19 protein-coding genes are annotated in these 20,493 nt (G+C 66.4%); 16 read left to right on the top strand and 3 right to left on the bottom strand.

Features of this window, described 5'->3' with window-relative positions:
- Positions 1-128: 128 nt before the first annotated feature.
- The 7 genes from P2869_RS27840 (at position 129) to P2869_RS27810 (ending at position 5,921) form a co-directional block, all read left to right on the top strand.
- Positions 129-608: a GspH/FimT family pseudopilin gene (locus tag P2869_RS27840; RefSeq protein ID WP_277599864.1), complete on the top strand. Its 480-nt coding sequence runs from the start codon at positions 129-131 to the stop codon at positions 606-608.
- Between the two features lie 43 nt (positions 609-651).
- Positions 652-2,325, top strand: a complete 1,674-nt coding sequence (gene gspL, locus P2869_RS27835; protein WP_277598621.1) for a type II secretion system protein GspL — start codon at positions 652-654, stop codon at positions 2,323-2,325.
- Positions 2,280-2,801, top strand: a complete 522-nt coding sequence (locus P2869_RS27830; protein WP_277598620.1) for a type II secretion system protein M — start codon at positions 2,280-2,282, stop codon at positions 2,799-2,801. Before gspL ends, P2869_RS27830 begins: the two co-directional genes overlap by 46 nt.
- A 238-nt stretch (positions 2,802-3,039) precedes the next feature.
- Complete coding sequence (locus P2869_RS27825; RefSeq protein WP_277598619.1) at positions 3,040-3,786, top strand: secretin and TonB N-terminal domain-containing protein; 747 nt, start codon at positions 3,040-3,042, stop codon at positions 3,784-3,786.
- Positions 3,787-3,792: 6 nt separating this feature from the next.
- Positions 3,793-4,341 carry an RNA polymerase sigma factor gene (locus tag P2869_RS27820; protein ID WP_017775097.1) on the top strand — a complete coding sequence of 183 codons (549 nt, stop codon included), beginning with the start codon at positions 3,793-3,795 and terminating at the stop codon, positions 4,339-4,341.
- A gap of 11 nt (positions 4,342-4,352) precedes the next feature.
- Complete coding sequence (locus tag P2869_RS27815) at positions 4,353-5,363, top strand: FecR domain-containing protein (RefSeq protein ID WP_277598618.1); 1,011 nt, start codon at positions 4,353-4,355, stop codon at positions 5,361-5,363.
- Positions 5,364-5,669: 306 nt separating this feature from the next.
- A complete protein-coding gene (locus P2869_RS27810) occupies positions 5,670-5,921 on the top strand; it encodes a DUF4880 domain-containing protein (protein WP_277598617.1) in 252 nt (83 codons plus the stop codon).
- A gap of 233 nt (positions 5,922-6,154) precedes the next feature.
- Here the strand turns inward: P2869_RS27810 and P2869_RS27805 are convergent, their stop codons facing one another.
- A complete protein-coding gene (locus P2869_RS27805; RefSeq protein WP_277598616.1) occupies positions 6,155-7,003 on the bottom strand; it encodes a hypothetical protein in 849 nt (282 codons plus the stop codon).
- A gap of 94 nt (positions 7,004-7,097) precedes the next feature.
- Between P2869_RS27805 and P2869_RS27800 the strand changes: the two genes are divergently transcribed.
- A complete protein-coding gene (locus tag P2869_RS27800) occupies positions 7,098-8,834 on the top strand; it encodes a type II toxin-antitoxin system Phd/YefM family antitoxin (protein ID WP_277598615.1) in 1,737 nt (578 codons plus the stop codon).
- Positions 8,835-8,857: 23 nt separating this feature from the next.
- Here P2869_RS27800 and gspK read toward each other — a convergent pair whose 3' ends face one another.
- Together gspK and P2869_RS27790 are read right to left on the bottom strand one after the other, a co-directional pair.
- Complete coding sequence (gene gspK, locus P2869_RS27795; RefSeq protein ID WP_277598614.1) at positions 8,858-9,859, bottom strand: type II secretion system minor pseudopilin GspK; 1,002 nt, start codon at positions 9,857-9,859, stop codon at positions 8,858-8,860.
- A 32-nt stretch (positions 9,860-9,891) separates the two neighbouring features.
- Positions 9,892-10,485 carry a hypothetical protein gene (locus P2869_RS27790; protein ID WP_277598613.1) on the bottom strand — a complete coding sequence of 198 codons (594 nt, stop codon included), beginning with the start codon at positions 10,483-10,485 and terminating at the stop codon, positions 9,892-9,894.
- Positions 10,486-11,046: 561 nt separating this feature from the next.
- Here P2869_RS27790 and P2869_RS27785 point away from each other — a divergent pair.
- From P2869_RS27785 to P2869_RS27750, 8 genes are all read left to right on the top strand, one after another.
- Entirely contained in the window at positions 11,047-12,195 is a 1,149-nt protein-coding gene (locus tag P2869_RS27785; RefSeq protein ID WP_277598612.1) for a TIGR03032 family protein, read from the top strand.
- Positions 12,196-12,324: 129 nt separating this feature from the next.
- A complete protein-coding gene (gene cysC / locus P2869_RS27780) occupies positions 12,325-12,966 on the top strand; it encodes an adenylyl-sulfate kinase (RefSeq protein WP_277598611.1) in 642 nt (213 codons plus the stop codon).
- 193 nt (positions 12,967-13,159) lie between these two features.
- Positions 13,160-14,803, top strand: coding sequence for a ShlB/FhaC/HecB family hemolysin secretion/activation protein (locus tag P2869_RS27775; protein WP_277599863.1), 1,644 nt, complete (start codon positions 13,160-13,162; stop codon positions 14,801-14,803).
- 83 nt (positions 14,804-14,886) lie between these two features.
- Positions 14,887-16,710 carry a MotA/TolQ/ExbB proton channel family protein gene (locus tag P2869_RS27770; protein WP_277598610.1) on the top strand — a complete coding sequence of 608 codons (1,824 nt, stop codon included), beginning with the start codon at positions 14,887-14,889 and terminating at the stop codon, positions 16,708-16,710.
- 19 nt (positions 16,711-16,729) lie between these two features.
- Positions 16,730-17,140 (top strand): biopolymer transporter ExbD, encoded by a 411-nt coding sequence (locus tag P2869_RS27765; RefSeq protein WP_042300407.1) that lies wholly within the window; start codon positions 16,730-16,732, stop codon positions 17,138-17,140.
- A 9-nt stretch (positions 17,141-17,149) separates the two neighbouring features.
- Complete coding sequence (locus tag P2869_RS27760; RefSeq protein ID WP_277598609.1) at positions 17,150-17,851, top strand: energy transducer TonB; 702 nt, start codon at positions 17,150-17,152, stop codon at positions 17,849-17,851.
- A gap of 123 nt (positions 17,852-17,974) precedes the next feature.
- Entirely contained in the window at positions 17,975-19,786 is a 1,812-nt protein-coding gene (locus P2869_RS27755; RefSeq protein ID WP_277598608.1) for a putative porin, read from the top strand.
- Positions 19,787-19,797: 11 nt separating this feature from the next.
- The gene (locus P2869_RS27750; RefSeq protein WP_277598607.1) at positions 19,798-20,463 is read left to right on the top strand and encodes a hypothetical protein; all 666 of its coding nucleotides are present in this window, start codon (positions 19,798-19,800) and stop codon (positions 20,461-20,463) included.
- Positions 20,464-20,493: the final 30 nt, after the last annotated feature.

Genomic DNA, 20,493 nt, shown 5'->3' with positions numbered 1-20,493 from the left:
GAGAGGGCAGTGAGCGCGCGGGCGCTGGCATGCGCGGCTGCGGTGGCGCGATAAACGCGCTGCCGTTCGTGCACGATGGCCGCTTGCCGCACGACGGCCGCATGGCGTCCACGCGCGCAGTGCCAGGCATGCACCGCATGAGCACGACGCAACGTGCCGCAGGCTTCACGCTGCTCGAAATGCTCGTGGTGATGCTGATCGTCGGGCTGCTCGTGGCCGTGGTAACGCTCGCGCCCTCCAGGAACCGGCGCACCGATCTCGCCGAAGAAGCGCAGCGCCTGGCGAGCCTGCTTGAATCCGCAGGCGACGAAGCACAGGTGCGTTCCACACCGATCGCGTGGCAACCCGTAAATGGCGGCTATCGCTTCTATCAGCGCGCCGAAAACGGCGCCTGGCAACCCATGACCGACGACCTGTTCCGCGCGCATCGCTGGAGCGCGAGCGTCACGGGCGTGTCCATCCGCTATACGGGCGGCGCCGCGATTTCGCGCGTGGTGCTGGGCGCGGAGAGCATCGACGTGCCTGTCACGATTGCGCTCTCGTCCGGGTCGGTGCAATGGCTCGTGGTGGGCACGGGCATCGGCAACTTCGTGGTGCGGGCACCGTGAACGGGCGCGCGGGCATGCAACTGGGCTTCACGCGAGGCGTGCGATGACGAGTCTCGTCGTGCTGCTGCCCTCTATTCAAGCTATCGACGCGAAGCCGCTCGATATGCAGGCCTGGCACCGCGTGCGGGTGCGCTATGCGTTATTCGATCGCCGCGAGCAGATCGTTCACGCGGACGCGTGTTTGCCCGATGCGTTGCCGAAGGCGCAAACCGCCGTGCTGATTTTCTCGGCGCGCGACACGCTGTTGCTCGAAGCAAGCCTGCCGCCTGTCGCCGGGCCGAAGCTGCGCAAGCTGCTGCCCAACGTGGTGGAAGAATTTTTGATCGACGACGCGCAGCGCAGCCATATCGCCGTTGCGCCCGCGCAGAAGGGCGAGGCAAACCGCGCGCTGGCGGTGGTGGATCGCGAGCGGTTCGGGGCGGTGGTTCGATGGTTCGCGGCGATGGGCTATGGACGGGTGCGGGCGGTGCCGCTGGTTCACTGTTTGCCTGCGCCGGCAGACGGATCGCACGACGAGGCGGCTGAGGAGGCAGAGAGGGCCGAATTGGCCGAAGCGAGGCGCGAGCCTGGACTCGAACTCGAAGACGAGGACGCGCGGGAGGCATCGCCACTCGCAAGCCAGACGGAAGCACGCGATGCCAGACGCCATGCAGGCGTGTTGATCGTACGGCGTGCGTCGGTCGAACGCGTGGACCAGGTCACGCAGATCGAGGCCGAAGCTCAAGCAGCGGCACAGGCCGTCGTCGTTCAGCACGCTACACCGGCACACACCACGTACGCGGCATACGCCAACGGGCACGCGGATATCGACACCGAACCGCTCCACGACGCGGGCGCCCCTTCCGCGGAGCAAGTGGACCACGTCGAACTCGCGATTCGCCAGGGGCGCACCGGCTTCGGCATGGAAGTACGCGCCGACCGTCTCGACACGACGATTGCAGAACTCGCGCGGCGCGGCACGCTGCAAGTCTGGGTGTTGACCGCCTCGGGCACGGCAGACGCCGCGAACGTGCCGCAAGCGCATGACACAGGCACGCCAGACAACGCGCACAGCGCGGCGCAAACGAACGCCGGTCATCACGGCGATCCGGCAAACCCGTCGCGAACCGCGGCGCACACCGCTTTCCCACTCGCCGCACAAAGCTTTGCCTGGGACCATCTCGCGCGCAATGCGCTCGCGTGTCCGTTCGACCTGTGCCAGTTCGAATTCGCGAACGCGGGTCGCGGGCGGGCAGGTGATCGAGGCGCACTGCGCCCATGGTGGCCGGCTATCGCGCTTGTCGCGGCATCGCTCGTGGTTTCGATGGCGGCCATTAACGTTCAGTGGCTGCAACTGCGGCACCGGCAAGACGCATTGAACGCGCGGATGACCGAGCTCGTGAAAACCGCGTTCCCCGGCATCACGCTGATTCTCGATCCGTCCACGCAGATGCAGATCGAACTCAAGCGGCTGCGTAGCAGGGCTGGCGAACTGCGCGCCGACGACTACCTGGTGCTGGCCGCCGCGCTCTCGCGGGCGCTGGGCCCCATTTCGTCGAGCGCCATCGCCACGCTCGACTACAGCGACGGCGCGCTCGCCGTCACGTTCAAGCCGGACACGACGATCGATAGTGACGGCCTGCGCCGGCGTCTGCTCGCACAAGGCGTCGCCACGAAGGAAGACAACGGCAAATGGATGCTCGGCTCGCTCAACTCCACGCCGCGCGCGCCGCGCTGAGCGGATGGTTCGAGGCCCGCGCGCCGCGCGAGCGCGGGCTGCTCGCGGCGGGCGGCACGGTGCTGCTCGTCGCCTTCGTCTACACCGTGCTGTGGGAGCCCGCATACGAGGGGCGCGCGCGCATCGCGGCCAGCCTGCCGCGGCTCGATGCCCAACTCGCGCAGATGCAAGGGCAAACAGACGAAGCACGGCGCCTGCGTGCCGCAGCGGCCGTGCACGCGCCGCAAGGCAGCGCATTGCGCGACGCGCTGGCGGCCTCGCTCACGCAGGCGGGCATGGCCGAGGCGCGCGTCGTCGCGACGGGCGACAACGTACAGATCGACGCGAAAGCGGTGCCTTTCGCCGCGTGGATGACGTGGCTCGACCAGGTGCGCCGCGAGCAGCACGTGCGCGTCGTCAACGCGCATGCAAGCGCCGAATCGCGTGTCGGGCTGGCGACCGTTTCGGCCACGCTGCAACCGGCAGCGCGGCAGTAAAGAGCGATGCCGCTCAAAAAAGCGGCTCGCCACAGGCGCGTCTCGCCACTAACTCGCCTCGTCACCAACGCACGCGCTGCTTCATCGTCCCCAGGCCCCACGCTCTCACCTTCGCTCCACGTCACCGGACTGTCACAGTCTTTACCTATCGTATGACGTTCGCATTTTTCCGGCGGGCGCCATTCGTTCGGGGCAGGCGCCATCTGCCGGGCGCATCCTCTTTTCCGGCCATTGACTCATGAGACGTTCATGGACGCCTACCGGTGTCCTGGCGCTGATCGCATGCCTGATGTTTGCCGCTTTCACGGCGCGTTGCGCCGAGGCGCAGCAGGCGGGACGAGACAGTCGAGCGGCGGGTGCAGTCCGTTTCGATCTGCCCGCGCAGCCGCTGTCCCAGGCCTTGCAAGCGTTTGCGCACGTCACGGATCTGGTTGTACTGGCGCCCGCGCCGTTGCTGGAAGGGCGCACGAGTAGCGCCTTGAGCGGGGACTACGCGCCGCGCGATGCGCTCGAGCACCTGCTGGCCGGCACCGGATTGCGCGCGGAATTCACGGGGCCGGACGAGGCGATCATCGTGGCACAGCCGGAAGGGGCGGCCTCGACGCCGCCCGCCGCTGCAGGCAGCGAGCCGGCAAGCGCCGCGCCGCCGACGGACGGCATGAGCGGCAACGACGAACAACGCGCCTACGCAGCCACGCTGCAGGCGCGCATGACTGACGCGCTGTGCGCGCAGCCCGCGACCGTACCGGGCAGTTACCGGCTGGTGGCGCAACTGCGTATCGACGACAAGGGGACGGTAGTGGCGGTCAACCTGGTGGCATCGAGCGGCCTCGCCTCGCGCGACGCGGCCATCGTGCGCGCACTGCGGCGGATGAGGCTCGATTCGGCGCCGCCCGCGGGCGTGCCCGAGCCCGTCACGATCCTGTTGCGGCCGGTCGGCAGCGGCGTGCATTTTCGCTGCCCGCAGCCGGACGAACGGAACTAGTCCGCCATGGCCGACAGCACCCGCTCCCAGTTGAGGAAGCTTCTGGCCTCGCGCTACGCGTATCTGGTGAGGCGTCTCGAGCGCGTGACGGGATCGAAGGACGGCGCCACCGACGCCCTGCACGAAACGTGGCTGCGTCTGGAAAACGCGAACGTCACGACGCAGGTGGCCAACGCGGACGCCTACATTCTCGGCATGGCCAACAACGTCGCCATCGACCAGCATCGGCGCGAGCGCCGGCACCTGCACGACGACGACGTCGAAACCCTGATGGACGTGCCCGACGAACTCGCGGACCCCGCGCGCATCGTCGAGGCGCGGCGCAAGGTGGAAGCCCTGAAAGACGTGCTGCGCGGCCTCACGCCGCGGCGTCGCGCCATTCTGATCGCGGCGCGCGTGGACGGCCTGCTGAACCGCGAGATCGCGGAGCAGTTCGGCATTTCGCTGCGGCTCGTGGAAAGCGAGTTGAGCGCGGCCCTGAAGTATTGCCTGCAGCGCGTCCAGGAGGCGGGCGACGCCTACCCCGGTTCGCGCAGCGGGCCCCGTAAATTTTGAGCCTCATTGCAATGACCAAAGCTGAAGCCGATTCCGTCGACCTCGCGCAGGAAGAAGCGCGCGCGTGGCTGCTGCGCCTGCGTTCGGGGCACGCAGGCCCGGCCGATGCCGCGGCGTTCGGCGAGTGGTGCGCCGACCATCCGCAGACGGCTCAGCTGTTGCGCGAAACGTGGAGTTCGTTGCGCTCGGCGGCAGCGGAGATCGCGCAGGAAGAGCGGGCGTCGGGCCGGTCGTGGGCCGGCGTGGCGCGGCGCGAGCGTGCCGTGCGGACCGGCCGGCGCGCCTTCGTCGGCTTCGCGGTGGCGGCGGGCGCGTCGTGGCTCGCGCTGCGTCCGCCCATGCAGTTGTGGCCGTCGCTGGGCGACATGGCCGCGGACTACTACACGGGCACGGGCGAGCAGCGCCGCATCGCGCTCTCGGACCGCGTGAGCGTCGAACTGAATACGCAGACGCGGCTCGACGTGCTGCCCACGCGCGTGGCCGCGCGCGGCGTGGAACTGGTGGACGGCGAAGCCGAATTCGACGCGGCTGCGCCTGCCGCCGGCCGCGTCGCGCCCATCCAGCCGGTGACGGTTGTGGCGGGCAAGGGCCGCATGCAGGCCCAGGTGGCGCGTTTCAACGTGCGCCGCACGGGCGCCGAGGTGTGTGTGACCTGCGTATCGGGCTGGCTCGTGCTCGACCATCCCGTGCAGCGGGCGCGCGGCGACCTCACGCTGCGCGCAGGCGAGCAGATCATTTACGACGACCGCCACGTGCGGCCCGTCACGCGCACTGATGCAGCGGCCGTCACCGCGTGGCGCCGCGGCGTGCTGGTGTTCAACGGCGTGCCGCTTGCCGAGGTGATCGACGAGATCAACCGCTACCGGCCCGGCAAGGTCGTGCTGCGCAACGCGGCGCTGGGCCAGAACCGCATTCAGGCGCAATTCCCCATTACGCGGCTCGACGACGTGCTCGACATGATGGGCCGCCTGTACGGCGCGCGCGTGATGCGGCTGCCGGGCAATATCGTGCTGCTGAGCTGAACGCAACCGGCGTGCGCTGCGGTTCGAACGTGTGCCGCGTAGCGGCGTGCACTTCGCGCTTTGCGGGTTACACCCCGCTCCATCCGACCTGATCTATGAGGGCCTCTGGAAAGCGGCCCGGCCACGTCGCAGCTGCGGGCGGGTAGCCTGACGGCCTGCGCACGTCGTGCGCGCGTCTTGCGTGTACCGCGGGCGCAGGACGGTGCGCCAGGGCCTCGTGCGGTTTCGCATGACGGAGGAAGGCAAGGGCACTAGGGGCGCTCGCCACGCGCGAGCGGGTTCATCTCAGCGTGAGCGGTGGCGGACATGAAAGCATCGCAACTGCATGACTCTTCTCGCCACACGCACGCGGCTTCTGCGCAGATTCGCGACGGGGCCGTGCGCTGGGTGCTCTGGTTGCGCTCGCGCGACGCGAATGAGGCCGACCGCGAAGCCTTCCGGCGCTGGCGCACGCAGAGCGACGACCACGCGCGCGCGGCACGCGACATCATCTGGCTCTGGAGGATGCTCGGCATGCTGGGCCGCGACGCCGCGGACTGGGCGTCGCCCATTCACTGAACCGCGCTTCACTGAGCCGTTATTTGCCGCGCCGTTGTGCCGCGAGCCGCATGTAGGGGCCGCCCGCGCGGGCTGAGGCGTCACTTCGCCCCTTCGCCCCTTCGCTGTTTGCTGCACTTGTTGTGCTTGCCGCAGTCATCGCCCATGCGCGTGCCCGCGTGCATTCGAACGTTCGTCTGCGGGTTAGCGCGGCTCGCTTCGACCTAGTTTATGTAAGCGATGCCGCGTGCGCTTCAGGTGGACGCCGGGCCGTCTGAGGCGTTGGCGCGAGCGGCGGACCAGGCTGCGTCGAGCGGGTCGTCGGCGGGGCGATACGGTTCGAGCAGAAAGGGAAAACGTTCGGCGAACGGTGCGGATTCTTGCAAGGAGACGATATGGTTGATCATCCATTGCAGCAGATCGCTTCCCTGCCGGATCTGGGCCGCGCTCCAGGCCGGCATCGTCGAAAACAGGGCGGCAAAGCCGCTCCAGCGCGAAGGCCGGTCGCTGGCAGCGGGCCGGATGTAGGTGTTCAGGCACACGTCGGTGCTTTCGTTGAGCGCGCCGACGAAGAGGCCATTCGGCGTGGGCACGCCCACCTGCTGCCACTTTTGCGCGAGCGCGAGCGCACGCACCACGCGCGCGAGCACGAAAGCCGTGTCCGTTTCGCTTCCGATATCCGCTACCGACATCACACCATTGCGCTGCATGCAGCGCGCCACCGCGTGAGGCCGGATCGTGTTCGACGCGAAGCTGCGCAGCACGAGATCGGGCACGGCGAGGTCGAGCTGGAATTCGCGCAGCCCGTGCTCCGCGCTCATGGTGGAGAAATTCAGGAAGAGGCCTTCACGTTCACCCACGGTGCCCACGTAGGGTTCGAGTCCGAGCCGAATGAGCTTCGGCGCGATCTGGCGTTCGAGCAGCCGCATCAGATTGCGGCGATTGCGCGTGCCGCTGAATTGATCGATGGCGCGCGTGATGACGTCGGCAATTTCCCCGCGTCGTTCTTCGGCGAAGAGGCGTGGGGAGCGGTTCAAATCGAACTTCGCGCGGCCATGCGCGACACGTGGATCGACAAACATGCCGGGTTCTCGCGGATCCATGGCAGGCGGCGTGCTGCGCCCGCGGAGCAGGCAGGATAGCACGCGTGCTTTTTTAGTCGGGTGCGGCGCAAGGCGACCTGGCGCGCAGCCGTGCATGCAGGCAGTGACGAAACAGGGGCGAGGGGAAGACGTGATACGCACGATCATGGAACGCTTTGTCGAGCAGAGCCCGATGGCCGTCATGACGAGGCTGGTGTTGCAGGCCGCGGTGCACGGGGAGTGGATGAGCGACGCGGCCCGACGCGGCGCTGCGGCGCTGCATGAGCCGACACATGAGCCTATGCACGAGCCCATGCACGAGCAGACGCGCGAGATGCTGTTCTCGCTCGCGGTGAAAGCGATGACGTCCATTCCTGCGCCGCATGGGCAGGCCGGTGCGGCCGCGAGTTTCGGCGCGGCACTTACGGCCTTGCACGACAGCGTGAGCCGGCTTCGCAGCGACTGGGGCCGCACGCTTGTGAAGGACTGCGCCGAGCTGCTCGCGCCGGCCGCTTCGCCGCGAGGGCGCGAACGCCCTGCAACCGTAGCGGGTTTTCGCGTGCGCGTGCTCGATAGCACGCTGGTCTCGCCCGTCGTGGCGTGCATGGCGCCTGCGGGCGCGTGCGGACGCGCCACCGTGAATGCCGTCGACACCAGCAACACCGCAGCGGCACCGCGAGCGTTGCCCGTCTACGATCCCGACCTCGCGATGGTGGTGGATCTCCTGCCGTACGAACGCGGCTTCGTGCACGAGCGAGGACTGGCCGCGAAGCTCCTGGAATCGGTTCGCGCGGGCGAGCTATGGATCATGGACGGCCGCTTCGGCGCCAATGCCGTGCTGGCCGGCTGGCCGCGCGGCGGCAGCGCGTTCGTCGTGCGCGAACATGCCTGCATGCCGGTGCCGTGTAGCGAACTCGAGCCGGCTCGCGCAGTGGCGTTGATCGACGGCGACGCGGTGTACGAGCAGCGCGTGAGTCTTTCCGATGGCTGCGGGGCCTCGCTCGTATTTCGGCGCATCGAATGGCGGCGTCACGAGGCGCGCGACGGTGCGCAAACCTCTGTCGTCGTGCTGACCAACGTGCCCGCGGCGCAACTGGACGCGGCACGCGTGATCGAATTGTCGTGCCGGCCGTGGAGCGAGACGTTGCCGCTGCCGCTCGACGTCATCTTCGATGGCGGTACGCTCGCCGCAGTGCCGCCGCGTGCGGCGCTGCTGGCGGCAGGCATTGCCGCGCTCGCCTGGAACGCCCTCAGCGCGATGCTGGCCGCCGTGAGCGGCGCGCTCGAGCTCGACGAACGCGATGTGAGCCGTCTGCCTGCGTATATCGCGGCGGGCGTGGAGGCCACCTACGCGGGCATGATGATCGCGCTGCCGCCCGAAGGCTGGGGCCGCTACGATCAGCTCACCGCGACGGAGCTGGGCGAGATCGTGCGTCACCTCGCCATTCACGTGGACCCGCGCAGCGAGCGCAGAAAACGCCGCGAAAACAAGGTCTCTGCGCGCGCCCAGGCGAGGCTTCGCAACGCGACGCTCGATAGCCTCCTGCGCGACAAGGCCGACTTCAACGTGGCCGGGCCGCTGAAGCTGCGCACCATCGCCATGGCCACGCGCGACTTCAGCAGCAACCCGTCGAAGGCACTGCGCGATGCCGGCGAAGCGCTCGTGATGGTGACCAAATACAACCGGCCCATCGCGCTGCTCGTCTCGATCGAAGACTGGAACCGCCTCGTCGGCGAAGTGCGCGAGACGAGTCTTGACCGGCTCTCGCTCGGTTATGCGTCGGCGTTGGCGCCGGGATTGGCGAATCTGCCGCCCGCGGCGGTTGCGATGGGCGAACCTTCGTTGAACTGATCCGCAGGCGTCAGGCAAGCGCGCTACGCCGCGACGCGGTGCACCCAGATCACCGCGGTCCACGAGAAGTTACCCACGCCGTAGCGCGCAATCAGCGTGTCGATGCGTGCATTGATACGCGCCGAGTGAATCCGGCAATGCACGATGAAATAGCCGCTGTTTACGCCGACCATCGCGCCGTCGGGCAGCGCGGTACTGCCCGATGTGGGCGCGAGCGTTTCGGCGACGTCGCCCGTGCTCACGAAGTACGCGGTACCGCGGCGCTCCACGAGCCGATGCGCCTGGCTGCGCGAGAGCGTGGGAATGGCCGCGACCAGCACCGGTTCGCTCGCGGTGTTCACGTTCACGCTGGTGAGGTCGGGCAGCACGGTGAGAAAGGGCGCGAGGGCCTGGATGGTCTTGTCGTCGTAGCCGGGAATGCGCGTGAGATCGTCGACGGAAACCACTTGCAGCGGCCACTCCGCCGAGCCGTTCGACTCGCTCAGCGAACGCACGAGGTACGCGGCCGTCTGCTGCGCGAGCGCGGAATTGAGTCCGAGTTCGCCCAGCAACCGACGGTAGGCGAGTACGCCCTCCGCATTGGGCTGCCACGGTTGCCCCGGCGCCGCGCGTGCGACGAGGTTCATCACGTTGAACTTCGCCTGCGCATCTTCCACGTCGCCCGAAATGGAGGCGTGCGCAAGCTCGCTATTGAGCGTGGCGGCTTCGGGCGGCAGGAAATCGCCCAGTTGCACGTCGCTTACCGGTGCGGACCACGACTGCCCCAGGTACGTCACGTTCGACGTCGCGCTCTGCGCGCGCAACACGGTACGCGCCCATTCCACAGCGGCACGCTCCGACCACAGGGTTTGCGCAGTGAGACGCTGGTTCTCGACGTCGCGGGTGGCCACCTGTTCGCGCCACAGCACGCTTGCCGCGAGCGTGGCCGCAAGCGCGACGACGAGCAGCACCGTAATGATCGCGATGCCGCGTTCGCGGCGCGGACGCTTCAATCGTGCTGCGCGATGGTCGGCGTCGGAGTCCATGTGCAGGTGCCCACGGTGGTGAAGGGAGCGCGTCAGGCTTCGAACGCGAGCCACGCGTGAACGATGCTCGCATGCGCGGATGACGATATGCCGAACGCCGTCGCAAGACACGCGGCGGGAAGCACGAGCGCGTTGGGCCGGCTGCCGAGTGCCATTTCGGCGAGCGGACGAAGTAATGCATCGATGGCCCCGGTGGTCCACAGCGCCGCGACAAACAGCGCGCAGCACATCGCCATGCTGACCAGAAAGAAGCGCAGCGCGACGGCGCGGCGGCTCGTGAACGGCGCGCGATGATGCTGCTGGTTCACCTCGATGATGGCGATGCCGCTCGCAATGGGCACGATCGCCATGGTCGCGGCCCAGAAGAGCGGCTGGTCGCTGTGCGGATTAATGACAAGCAGAATGCCGATGGCCCAGAACGGCGGCGCAAGCAACGTGAGCGCGACCCACGAAAGCGACTGCCACGCGAGCCACGGCGTGCGCCAGCGCAGCGGCAGCCGCCGGTCGTCGTGCGAAAGCGACCCGGCAAGTGGGGCGCGCGCATGAACCGAGGTGGCGAAGGCGCCCGTGAACCTCGCCAGCAACCAACGCAAAAGCCAACGCAAAAACCCCGTGGTGATCAACATGAACGTTCTTGCCCTTCTGCTTTTCCCTGTATTGGATAAGACGTAGCAAAGCGGGCTATGCCGCAGCTTATTGAGGTCGCGTCTTTATGCGTAATCGCGTAGACGTCATATGGCTGTCATTTGCGGCGTCGGTTTTGAACGCCGTTTCCCAGAGTGTGATTTCTTCCACGTGCGCTGCCGGAGTGCGTCCGGCACCGTAATTCAAGGCTCGTTGGCGGCCTCCACGTCGCTACGAATTATTCGGGTAGCTGTCACAAAAACTTACGATGGAAAGACGACGATTGATTTCTTCAGCACAGGCGCCAAAGCGATTCGCACAAAAAAATATGCGGTATTGAGTCGCCCAATGCGTCCAGGAAGATAAGAGCCACGGCTTGCCATTCGGTGCGCAGCTATTCAAGGCGAAAGCGGATTGCCCGCCATTCGCCAAAAAGGTTTGCGCGCACAACCGGACCGGGCGTGGATACCGTAGACCAGGCGGTGCGGGCCATCCGCTGCCGCGAATGCGGGTAGCGGCCTCGTTCGTGAGGCGCGCCGCGGGGCATAAGAGGCGCGAAAAGCGTGGAACAGATCGAAGAAGGCGAGGGCGTCGATATACCGGCACGGGGAACCGATAGTGCGTCTGCCGGGGGCAGTGTCGACGAACCGTTCATCAACCTGCGCGACACCGGTCGGTTTCTCGACGTGCTCGCGTCGCTCAAATGCTCGCTTGCGCTGAGCCGCCGCCCGTCCGGCGTCGCGCTGCTCGGTGTGGAAAACGGCGTGCCCACGCTTTCTGCGTGCCTGCTGCCGCGCTCCATGGGCATGACCGTGAGCGGCAACCGCCTCGCGGTGGCCACCATCCACGAGTTGATGATCTTCGCGAACGTATCGAACCTGGCGCCGCTCTACCCGGGTCGCCCCGGCCATTACGACGCCGTGTTCGTGCCGCGCGTTTCGTACTACACCGGCGACCTCGATCTGCACGACATGGTGTTCGACAAACACATCGTGCTTGCCGTGAACACGCGCTACTCGTGCATCAGCGTGATAGACGGCTACTTCAATTTCACGCCGATCTGGCAGCCGCCGTTCGTCACCGACTTCGGTCCCGACGACCGCTGCCACCTCAACGGCATGGCATTTCACGACGGCAAGGTGCGTTACGCGACGGCGCTCGGCGAAACCAACACGCCGTTCGGCTGGCGCAAGCAGATGGCAACAGGCGGCATCGTGATGGAGGTGCCGTCGGGCCGCATCGTCGCGTCCGGACTTTCCATGCCGCATTCGCCGCGCCTGATCGGCGGCCGGCTCTTCGTGCTGGAAGGCGGGCGTGGGCACGTGCTGGAAATCGACCCGGCCAGCGGCGCGAAGCGCGTGATCGCCACGCTGCCGGGTTTCACACATGGCCTCGCCGAATACGGCGGCGTGCTGTTCGTCGGGCTTTCGCGGCTGCGCGACAAGCGCGGCTCGCAGGGGCTGCCTATCGAGGGCGAATCTGCTGCGCTCGTGGCGGGCGTTGCGGCGCTCGATGCCCGCACGGGCGAAGTGCTGGGCACGCTGCAATTCGAAAACGGCGTGGACGAAGTGTTCGACGTGCAGGTGATGCCCAACATCCTGCGCGGCGAAATTCTGGGCCCGCGGCAATGGGCCGAAACGCCTTCCATCGCGACGATGAAAGGCGGCTTCTGGCAGCAGCGTCCGCGCGAAGAAGACGAGCCGCCAACTTGACACACGGCGGGCGGCGCGCAGGGGGTTCGATGCCATGCGATGCGTTGCGACACAAAAAATATGCGGGATACGTGCGGGCGTTTCGTCATTGTCCTTAGAGACCGATTCTGGTGAGACCGCTGGGCGAATGTGAGCGGACGCAAAACGCGCGAGGCGAAGATCACGATGCAAACAACAGGGTGGGACGAAGGCGACGCGAGCGGCGGCGTGCTGTGGATGACGGGCCTGCCCGGCGCGGGCAAGTCCACGCTTGCGCAGGCGCTGCATCGTGAGTTGCGCGGGCTGGGCGTGCGGTCGGTCGTGCTGGATGGCGACCATCTGCGCGGCGGCTTGAATCGCGATCTCGGTTTTTCATGCCGGGACCGCTTCGAGAACGTGCGGCGCGTGGCCGAAGTCGCAGCGCTCTTTGCCGATGCAGGGTTGATCGCGATCGTCGCGCTGGTATCGCCGCTTGCCGCGATGCGGACGCAGGCGCGAGCGCTTGTGGGGCAGTGCTTTCGCGAGGTGTATGTGAACGCGCCGCTCGAAGTCTGCGAGGCGCGCGACCCGAAGGGGCTGTACAGGAAGGCGCGGGCCGGGCACCTGCCGGAGTTCACAGGCATATCCGCACCGTATGAAGAGCCAGGACAAGCGGAACTGACGTTAGACACGGCAAACGCTCCACTCGCTGTGTGCGTGAGCGATCTGTTGCAGTACACGTTGGCAGAGTTTTCGGACGTCGCCGCAACGCAGCCTGACCTGCGGCGTTATCTGAGTCTGGCAAGCCGATAGAAGAAACCTGCTGAATCGTGTCCCGTGCTTCGGCCATGAAGATCAGGGTTACTAAACAAGTATCACGAATCTGAAACATTGCTGTGTTACCTGGCGAGCGCAGACCGAAGGAATCGCCCGGCACACAGCGGTCCAGTTTGACAAAGGGGAATGGCGCATGCCGCCAACAGTAGACGGGGAACGACTGGAACGGATGCGGCACGGCGGGCGACACTGCCTGGCGGGCGTCGCGCTGGTAGGCGGCTTGAGTCTCGGCTCGGCGGCACGCGCGGCCGATGCCGCACCGCCGGCGCAACAGGCAACTCAGCCAGCAACGCAACCAGCAGTGCAGCCGGCCACGACCGCACCGCAGACCTTCGACGTGAACGAGTTCATTGTGCGCGGAAACACCACACTGTCGAGCCTCGATATCGAGAAGGCCGTGTACCCGTTCGAAGGGCCGGGGCGCACGCTGGCGGACGTCAATGGCGCGCGCGAGTCGCTGCAGAAGGTCTATCAGGACAAGGGCTATCAGTCCGTCGTGGTGGAGTTGCCGCAGCAGCAGGTGAAGAACGGCGTGATCGTGCTGCAGGTGGTGGAGGCGAAGGTGGGGCGCCTGCGCGTGGAAGGTGCGCAATACAACTCGCCGCAGAACATTCGCGACGCCGTGCCCGCACTCGCGGAAGGCACCGTGCCCGACTTCAACCAGGCCCAGCAGCAACTGGCAGACCTCAACCGTTCACAGGACCGCCAGGTGATTCCGGTGCTCAAGCCCGGCGCGCTACCGCAGACGCTGGACGTGGACCTGAAGGTGGACGACCACAGCCCGCTGCACGGCACGTTCGAACTCAACAACGACAACAGCCCCGGCACCTCGCTGCTGCGCACGAGCGCGACGCTCAGCTACTCGAATCTCTGGCAGCTTGGGCACGTGATTTCGGGCACGTATCTACTGGCGCCCCAGCATCCCGACGACGCACGCGTCTACTCGTTCTCGTACCTCGCGCCGTTCCGGGACTCGCACTGGAGCCTGCTGGCCACCGTGCTGCATTCGGACAGCAACGTGGCGTCCGTGGGCGGCACGAACGTACTCGGCAAGGGCACGACGTTCGGTCTCACCGCGATCTACACGCTGCCTTCCACGGACACCTACGCACAGTCCGCGAGCGTGGAGATAGACCGCAAGCACTACGACGAGAACGTGAGCCTGGCAGGCCAGGGCGCGTCGAGCGCGCCGCTCACGTATGTGCCGGTCACGTTCTCGTACAACGGCCAGCTTGCGCTGAAGCAGTCGCAAACGGCGTTCTCCGCCTCGCTCACCACGAACATTCGCGGCGTGGGCAGCGACTGGAACGCATGGGACAACAAGCGTTACAACGCGACGCCCGACTTCGTCTACGGCAAGTTCGACGTCAATCACACGCAGCGTTTTGCCAACGACATGCAGGCCAACGCGCACGTCAGCGCGCAGCTTTCGAACTCGCCGCTCGTGTCGAGCGAGCAGTTCGCGGCAGGCGGCATGAACAGCGTGCGCGGCTACATGCAGGCAGAAGACACGGCGGACAGCGGCGTGATCGGTTCGCTCGAATTGCGCAGCCCTTCGCTTGCGAAGTACCTGGGCAGCAACGTCAACGAGTGGCGTTTCCACGCGTTCGTCGATGCCGCGCACCTCTGGCTGTTGAGCCCGCTACCCGAGCAGACCTCGAGCTTCAACCTGCTCAGCGTCGGCTTCGGCACGCGCGTGCAGATCTTCAAGTATGCGAGCGCGGATTTCGAGGCCGGCTGGCCGCTGAAGGCGGGCGTCTATACGCGGCAGTACAGCCCGCGCTTCGATTTCTACGTGCGGGTGGGGTTCTGATGAACGCGGCCCGCATGCACCACCTTGACCGGTTTCCATCTGTCGTGCCGGCCGTTGCCGCCGGCTTATCGGGGAGCAAGACTGTGAAGCGAGCGTTATTTCTCTTTCTGTCGGCCGTGACCGTGCTGTTGGGTTGCATGCCGGGCGTAGCCAACGCGTGGTGGCAGAACGACTGGTCGTATCGCAAGGCGATCACCATCGACACGAGCCCGAAGGGCGTGAATGTATCGGAGTCCGCGGGACGCATGCCGCTGCTGATCCGACTGCATTCGGGCAACTTCCAGTTCGACGGCCTGCAAGACAGCGGCGCCGACATCCGCTTCGTCGCGGCAGACGACAAGACGCCGCTCAATTACCAGATCGAACAGTACGACCCCGTGTTGGGCGTGGCGCTGGTCTGGATCGACGTGCCGCAGATGCCTGCAGGCGCCGCGCAGTCCATCTGGATGTACTACGGCAACAAGAAAGCGCCCGACGGCAGCAAGCCCGCGGAGACGTTCGACGCGGACTACACGCTCGTGTATCACTTCAACGGCGCGTCGGGCACGCCGCCCAAAGACGCCACGGCCTACGCGAACAATGCGCAGAACGCGCCGTTCAAGACCATCGAAGACGGCGTGATCGGCAAGGGCGCGCAGTTCGACGGCAGCACGCCGTTGAATCTGCCCGCGAGTCCGTCGCTGGCCGTGAGCGCGGGCGGCAGCTTCACGTTCAGCGTGTGGGCGAAGCCTGCGGCCCTCGCGCCGAACACGCTGCTCTACAGCCGTCGCGACGGCGCGAACGCGCTTCTGATCGGCCTCGACAACGGTGTGCCGTTTGCCGAGGTGGATGGCAGTGCCGCGCCCGTGCGCGTGGCCGCGACTGCGCCCGTGGCCGTGGCCGTGGCGCAGTGGACGCATGTAGCCGTGACCGCAGACGGCAAGAACCTCACGCTCTACGTGAACGGCAAGCAGGCCGCGCAGGCGGCCGCCACGCTGCCCGCACTGGCGGGTGCCGCCGCCGTGGGCGGTGACGTGGCCGGTGCGGGCAGCGTGCCCGCCGGCTTCGCGGGTTTCAACGGATCGATGGACGAACTGCGCCTCTCGAAGGTGGCGCGCTCGCCCACGCTCATTTCGCTCGATGCCCTGTCGCAAGGCTCCGAATCGAAGCTCGTGGGCTACGGTGCCGACGAAAAGCAGTCGGGCTTCGGGTTCGGCTACTTCGGCATCATCGTGCAGTCCGTGACGGTGGACGCGTGGGTTGTCATCGCGATCCTGCTGGGCATGGCCGTCGTTTCGTGGATCGTGATGTGGACGAAGGCCGGCTACGTGGGCACCGTGGACCGCGCGAACAACTACTTCGTGCAGCGCTTTCGCGAAGTGGCGGGACGGCACCTCACGGGCCTCGCTCACGTGGATGAAGCCACCGACGAAGGACGGCGCCTGCGCCAGTCGTCGCTGTACCGGCTCTACAAGGCTGGCGTGCAGGAAATTCATAGCCGCGTCGACGAAACCGGCCGCACGGTGATCACGAGCGAATCCATCGAAGCGATTCGCGCCTCCATGGACGCCACGCTCGTACGCGAAAACCAGCGTCTTTCGAAGTCGATGGTGCTGCTCACCATCGCGATTTCGGGCGGCCCGTTTCTCGGTCTGCTGGGCACGGTGGTGGGCGTGATGATCACGTTCGCCGCGATTGCCGCAGCGGGCGACGTGAACGTGAACGCCATCGCGCCGGGTATCGCCGCTGCGCTGCTCGCCACCGTGACGGGCCTCTTCGTCGCCATTCCCGCGCTCTTTGGCTACAACTACCTGCTCATTCGCAACAAGAATGTGACGGCGAACATGCAGGTGTTCGTCGACGAGTTCGTGACGCGCCTTGCCGAAGCGCATCGCAGCCATCGCGATCACGCGGTGCTGGCCGACTGACTGCGACGAGGAGAACGCCATGCAGGTTCAGGACGACGACAAGCCCTACGACGACATCAACATCACGCCGATGCTCGACCTGGCGTATGTGCTGCTCATCATCTTCATCATCATGACCACGGCTTCGGTGCAGGGCATTCGCGTCGATCTGCCGAAGGCGAGTTCGTCCACGAGCCTCGCGAAGCCGAAGACGAAGGCGATCACGGTGTCCGACTCGGGGCAGATCTTTCTCGACGCGTACCCCGTCACGATGGACGAACTCGAGAGCCGGCTGCGTACCGAGAAGGCGACCAATCCCGACGTGCCCATCGTGCTCAAGGGCGATGCCACCGTGCAGTACCAGCGCGTGATGGACGTGCTTGATCTGCTGAGACGCCTCGATCTTTCGCAGGTGGGGCTCGTCACGGGCAAGGCGAAGCAGGGCGGCTAGGAACGCGCAATGGAAACCACCTACAACGGCGGCGCGCCTGGCAACGGTCCGGGCCGCTACATCAAGCCGGTTCTGATCGCGCTCGTGCTGCTGGGCCTGGCAGCGCTCGTCTGGCATTTCGCGAGCGACACGGCCGGCGTGAAGCGCGTGACGGCACCGCAGGTGACCACCGTCATTCCGCTGCCGCCGCCCCCGCCTCCGCCGCCGAAACAGAAGCCGCCGCCCGAGAAGATCAAGGACGAGGTGAAGACGCCCGTGGACCGGCCGACCGTTGCGCCGAAACCGGCCGAAGCACCGAAACCTTCGGATAACCAACCGAGGCAGATGACGATGAATGCGCCGGCCCAGGCGGGCACGGACAGCTTCAACATCGGCGCGGGCGACGGCTCCGGCATGGTGGGCAGCGGCGGCGGGGGCCGCTTTGGCAACGCGAGCTACAACACCTACATGGTCTACGTGCTGCAACGGGCGATCGAGCAGGACAAGGGCGTGCAGGAGGCGGGCGGCAGCCGCTTCACGGGCAGCCTGAATCTCTGGATGGAGCCGACCGGCCGCATCACGAAGGTGACCATCGCGCAGTCCACGGGCGACGCGAAGATCGACGCGGCCGTGGTCGCAGCCATCGAAGCGCTCGGGAAGGTGGATGAAGCACCGCCGCCATCCACGACGTGGCCGGTGCTCGTGAAGCTGCAGGGGCGCAAGCCGGCCTAGCGCGGGCACGAACGAAAGAGCCAGGCGGGCAACGACAGACGTAACGACATACGGCATTCGAAAGCGGCAGGCACCGTCGACCCGGCGGTGCCAGGCAAAACAACAGGTATGTGGAGAGCATTGATGATTCGCACGAACAAGATTCGGGGTAGCGGGTGGAGCGGCGGGGGCATGCCGGTGCGGCGCTCGCGCATGAGCGCCGCGCTCTTCACGCTGGGCATGACGTGCGCTGCGGGCGCTCAGGCGCAGTCGCTCGAAACGCAGGCCGCGCAGGGCGCTGCCGCCCCCACCGAGAACACGGTGATCAACCTCATCAACCTGCTCGTGAAGCGCGGGGTGCTCACGCAGCAGAATGCCAACGACCTCATCAGCGAGGCGCGTTCCGAAGCTGCGCAGGCGAGGGCTGCGAACGCCGCGCGGGCGCCGGCTGCGGCTGCGGCGGTCGTCAATGCGCCCACGCAGCCGGGCGACGTGGCTGTGCCTTACGTGCCGCAGGTGGTGCGCAACCAGATTCGCGACGAGGTGAAGCAGGAAGTCATGGCCCAGGCGAAGGCCGAGAACTGGGCGCAGCCCAACGCGCTGCCGGACTGGATTTCACGCATCAAGCTGGACGGCGACCTGCGCGTGCGCGACGAGTACCACTTCTACGGCAGCCGCAACGCGAATAACGTGACCAACTTCGCGGCCATCAACCAGGCGGGCGGCTTCGACATCAATCCGAACACGAACACCACGCAGTTGCCGACGCAGAACACCACGCAGAACCGCAACAACCTGGAGCGCTACCGTGCGCGGCTCGGCATCACGGCGCTGCTCTCGGATCAGCTCACGGCCGGCCTGCAACTCGCAAGCGGCAACGACAATGGTCCGGTGACCACCACGGCCACCGCGGGCGGCGGTTTCGGCAAGAAGAACATCTGGCTCAACAAGGCCTATTTCTCTTACACGCCCACGGCGTGGGCCAACGTGATCGCGGGCCGTTTCGACAATCCGTTCTTCGCCTCCGACCTGCTGTTCTCGAACGACCTGGAGATGGACGGCTTCGCATCGAACTTCCATTACGCGCTGCCGGCGAACCAGGACGTGATGCTGTTCGGCACGCTCGGCGTGTTCCCGATCCAGTACACGGCCGAGAACTTCCCGTCGAACAGCACAAACAAGGTGGGCAGCGACACCAAATGGATGTTCGGCGCGCAGTTCGGCGCAGACTGGAAGATCAACGCGCAGAACCGCCTGAAGGGCGCCATTGCCTACTACGACTTCCAGAACATGCGCGGCACGCTCTCGTCGCCCTGCGCGCTGTATCTGGGTGCAACGAGTTGCAGCACTGACAACGAAGCCCCAACGTTCATGCAGGGCGGCAACACGCTCATCGCGCTGCGCAACATCGTGCAGAACCCGAATCTCGCGCCGGGCCTCACGCCCCAGCCGCAAGTGTTCGGCCTTGCCTACAACTATCGCCTCTTCGACATCAAGGCGCAGTGGGATACGGTGATCGCAGACCGCTTCAAGCTGCGGCTCGACGGCGAATTCGTGCGCAACCTGGCCTACGACGAGAACAAGGCCTTCAGCGCGGCCTCGCTGCCCGTGAACAACTACGAGGCGACCACGGTGAATGCGTCGCGCTCGGACTACCGCAGCGGTCCGAACGGCTTCCTCGCGAAGGCCACCATCGGCGAGCCGGAACCGAAGACGAAGGGCCAGTGGAATTTCTCCGTGGCCTACAAGTACCTGCAGCCGGACGCCACGCTCGACGCCTTCACGGACCCCGACTTCCACCTGGGCGGCACCAACGCGCGCGGCTACATTCTGGCCGCGGCCTACGCCGTGGCGCGCGACACGTGGTTCACCGCGCGCTACCTGAGCGCGAAGGAAGTGTATGGGCCGCCGGTGTCGATCGACGTGCTCCAGCTCGAACTCAACGCGCGGTTCTGATGGAGCGAAGCATGAAACGAACTCGTCACGCGATGATCGCGGCGGGCCTGGCGGGCGGCCTGTTCTTCGCCGCGACCGGTGCCGGCGCGCAAAGTATCGAAGACAAACTGCGCAGCCAGCTGCGCTCCACCACGCAGGAATTGCGTCAGCTTCAGGACAACCAGACGCAGTTGCAGGCCGACAAGACCGCGGCGGAGCAGCAACGCGACCAGGCACTCGCGCAGGTCAAGGACCTGCAGACGCAACTCGCTGCGGCGAAGGGGCAGTCGGGCGCCGAAGCGGAAGCGCGGCGCGCCCTGGCCGAAGAACGGGCGAGCCACACGCGGGACACGCAGCAACTCGCGAAGTACAAGACGTCCTATGAAGACCTGCTCGCGGTGACGAAGACGCGCGACGCGCAGCGCACGCAATTGCAGAACGATGTGAAGACGCGTGACACGCAACTGCAAACATGCGAAGCCCAGAATGCGGACCTGTACCGCGTGGGTCACGAGATTCTGCAGGCGTACGAGCACGTCGGGATCGGCACGTTTCTCTCGTCGCGGCAGCCGTTCGCGGAATCGGCGCGCGTGAAGTACGACGACATCGCGCAGCGCTACGGCGATGCGCTCTATGCGGGCAAGTACGACCCGGCGGCGCGTCCGGCGGCGGCATCGGCGCCTGCCGGTGGGCAATGAGCATGCATTGAGTACGCAACACGCCACTAC

Source organism: Paraburkholderia sp. SUR17 (genome assembly GCF_029536165.1).
In the GTDB taxonomy this organism is placed as follows: Bacteria; Pseudomonadota; Gammaproteobacteria; order Burkholderiales; family Burkholderiaceae; genus Paraburkholderia; species Paraburkholderia kururiensis.
This window is presented reverse-complemented; position numbering and strand designations above follow the sequence as displayed.

What these genes read in the sequence shown, in the direction of transcription:
- P2869_RS27840 (WP_277599864.1), top strand. Translation starts at nt 129, where the DNA reads ATGCACCGCATGAGCACGACGCAACGTGCCGCAGGCTTCACGCTGCTC.
- gspL (WP_277598621.1), top strand. Translation starts at nt 652, where the DNA reads ATGACGAGTCTCGTCGTGCTGCTGCCCTCTATTCAAGCTATCGACGCG.
- P2869_RS27830 (WP_277598620.1), top strand. Translation starts at nt 2,280, where the DNA reads ATGGATGCTCGGCTCGCTCAACTCCACGCCGCGCGCGCCGCGCTGAGC.
- P2869_RS27825 (WP_277598619.1), top strand. Translation starts at nt 3,040, where the DNA reads ATGAGACGTTCATGGACGCCTACCGGTGTCCTGGCGCTGATCGCATGC.
- P2869_RS27820 (WP_017775097.1), top strand. Translation starts at nt 3,793, where the DNA reads ATGGCCGACAGCACCCGCTCCCAGTTGAGGAAGCTTCTGGCCTCGCGC.
- P2869_RS27815 (WP_277598618.1), top strand. Translation starts at nt 4,353, where the DNA reads ATGACCAAAGCTGAAGCCGATTCCGTCGACCTCGCGCAGGAAGAAGCG.
- P2869_RS27810 (WP_277598617.1), top strand. Translation starts at nt 5,670, where the DNA reads ATGAAAGCATCGCAACTGCATGACTCTTCTCGCCACACGCACGCGGCT.
- P2869_RS27805 (WP_277598616.1), bottom strand. Translation starts at nt 7,003, where the DNA reads ATGGATCCGCGAGAACCCGGCATGTTTGTCGATCCACGTGTCGCGCAT.
- P2869_RS27800 (WP_277598615.1), top strand. Translation starts at nt 7,098, where the DNA reads ATGCAGGCAGTGACGAAACAGGGGCGAGGGGAAGACGTGATACGCACG.
- gspK (WP_277598614.1), bottom strand. Translation starts at nt 9,859, where the DNA reads ATGGACTCCGACGCCGACCATCGCGCAGCACGATTGAAGCGTCCGCGC.
- P2869_RS27790 (WP_277598613.1), bottom strand. Translation starts at nt 10,485, where the DNA reads ATGTTGATCACCACGGGGTTTTTGCGTTGGCTTTTGCGTTGGTTGCTG.
- P2869_RS27775 (WP_277599863.1), top strand. Translation starts at nt 13,160, where the DNA reads ATGCGGCACGGCGGGCGACACTGCCTGGCGGGCGTCGCGCTGGTAGGC.
- P2869_RS27765 (WP_042300407.1), top strand. Translation starts at nt 16,730, where the DNA reads ATGCAGGTTCAGGACGACGACAAGCCCTACGACGACATCAACATCACG.
- P2869_RS27760 (WP_277598609.1), top strand. Translation starts at nt 17,150, where the DNA reads ATGGAAACCACCTACAACGGCGGCGCGCCTGGCAACGGTCCGGGCCGC.
- P2869_RS27755 (WP_277598608.1), top strand. Translation starts at nt 17,975, where the DNA reads ATGATTCGCACGAACAAGATTCGGGGTAGCGGGTGGAGCGGCGGGGGC.
- P2869_RS27750 (WP_277598607.1), top strand. Translation starts at nt 19,798, where the DNA reads ATGAAACGAACTCGTCACGCGATGATCGCGGCGGGCCTGGCGGGCGGC.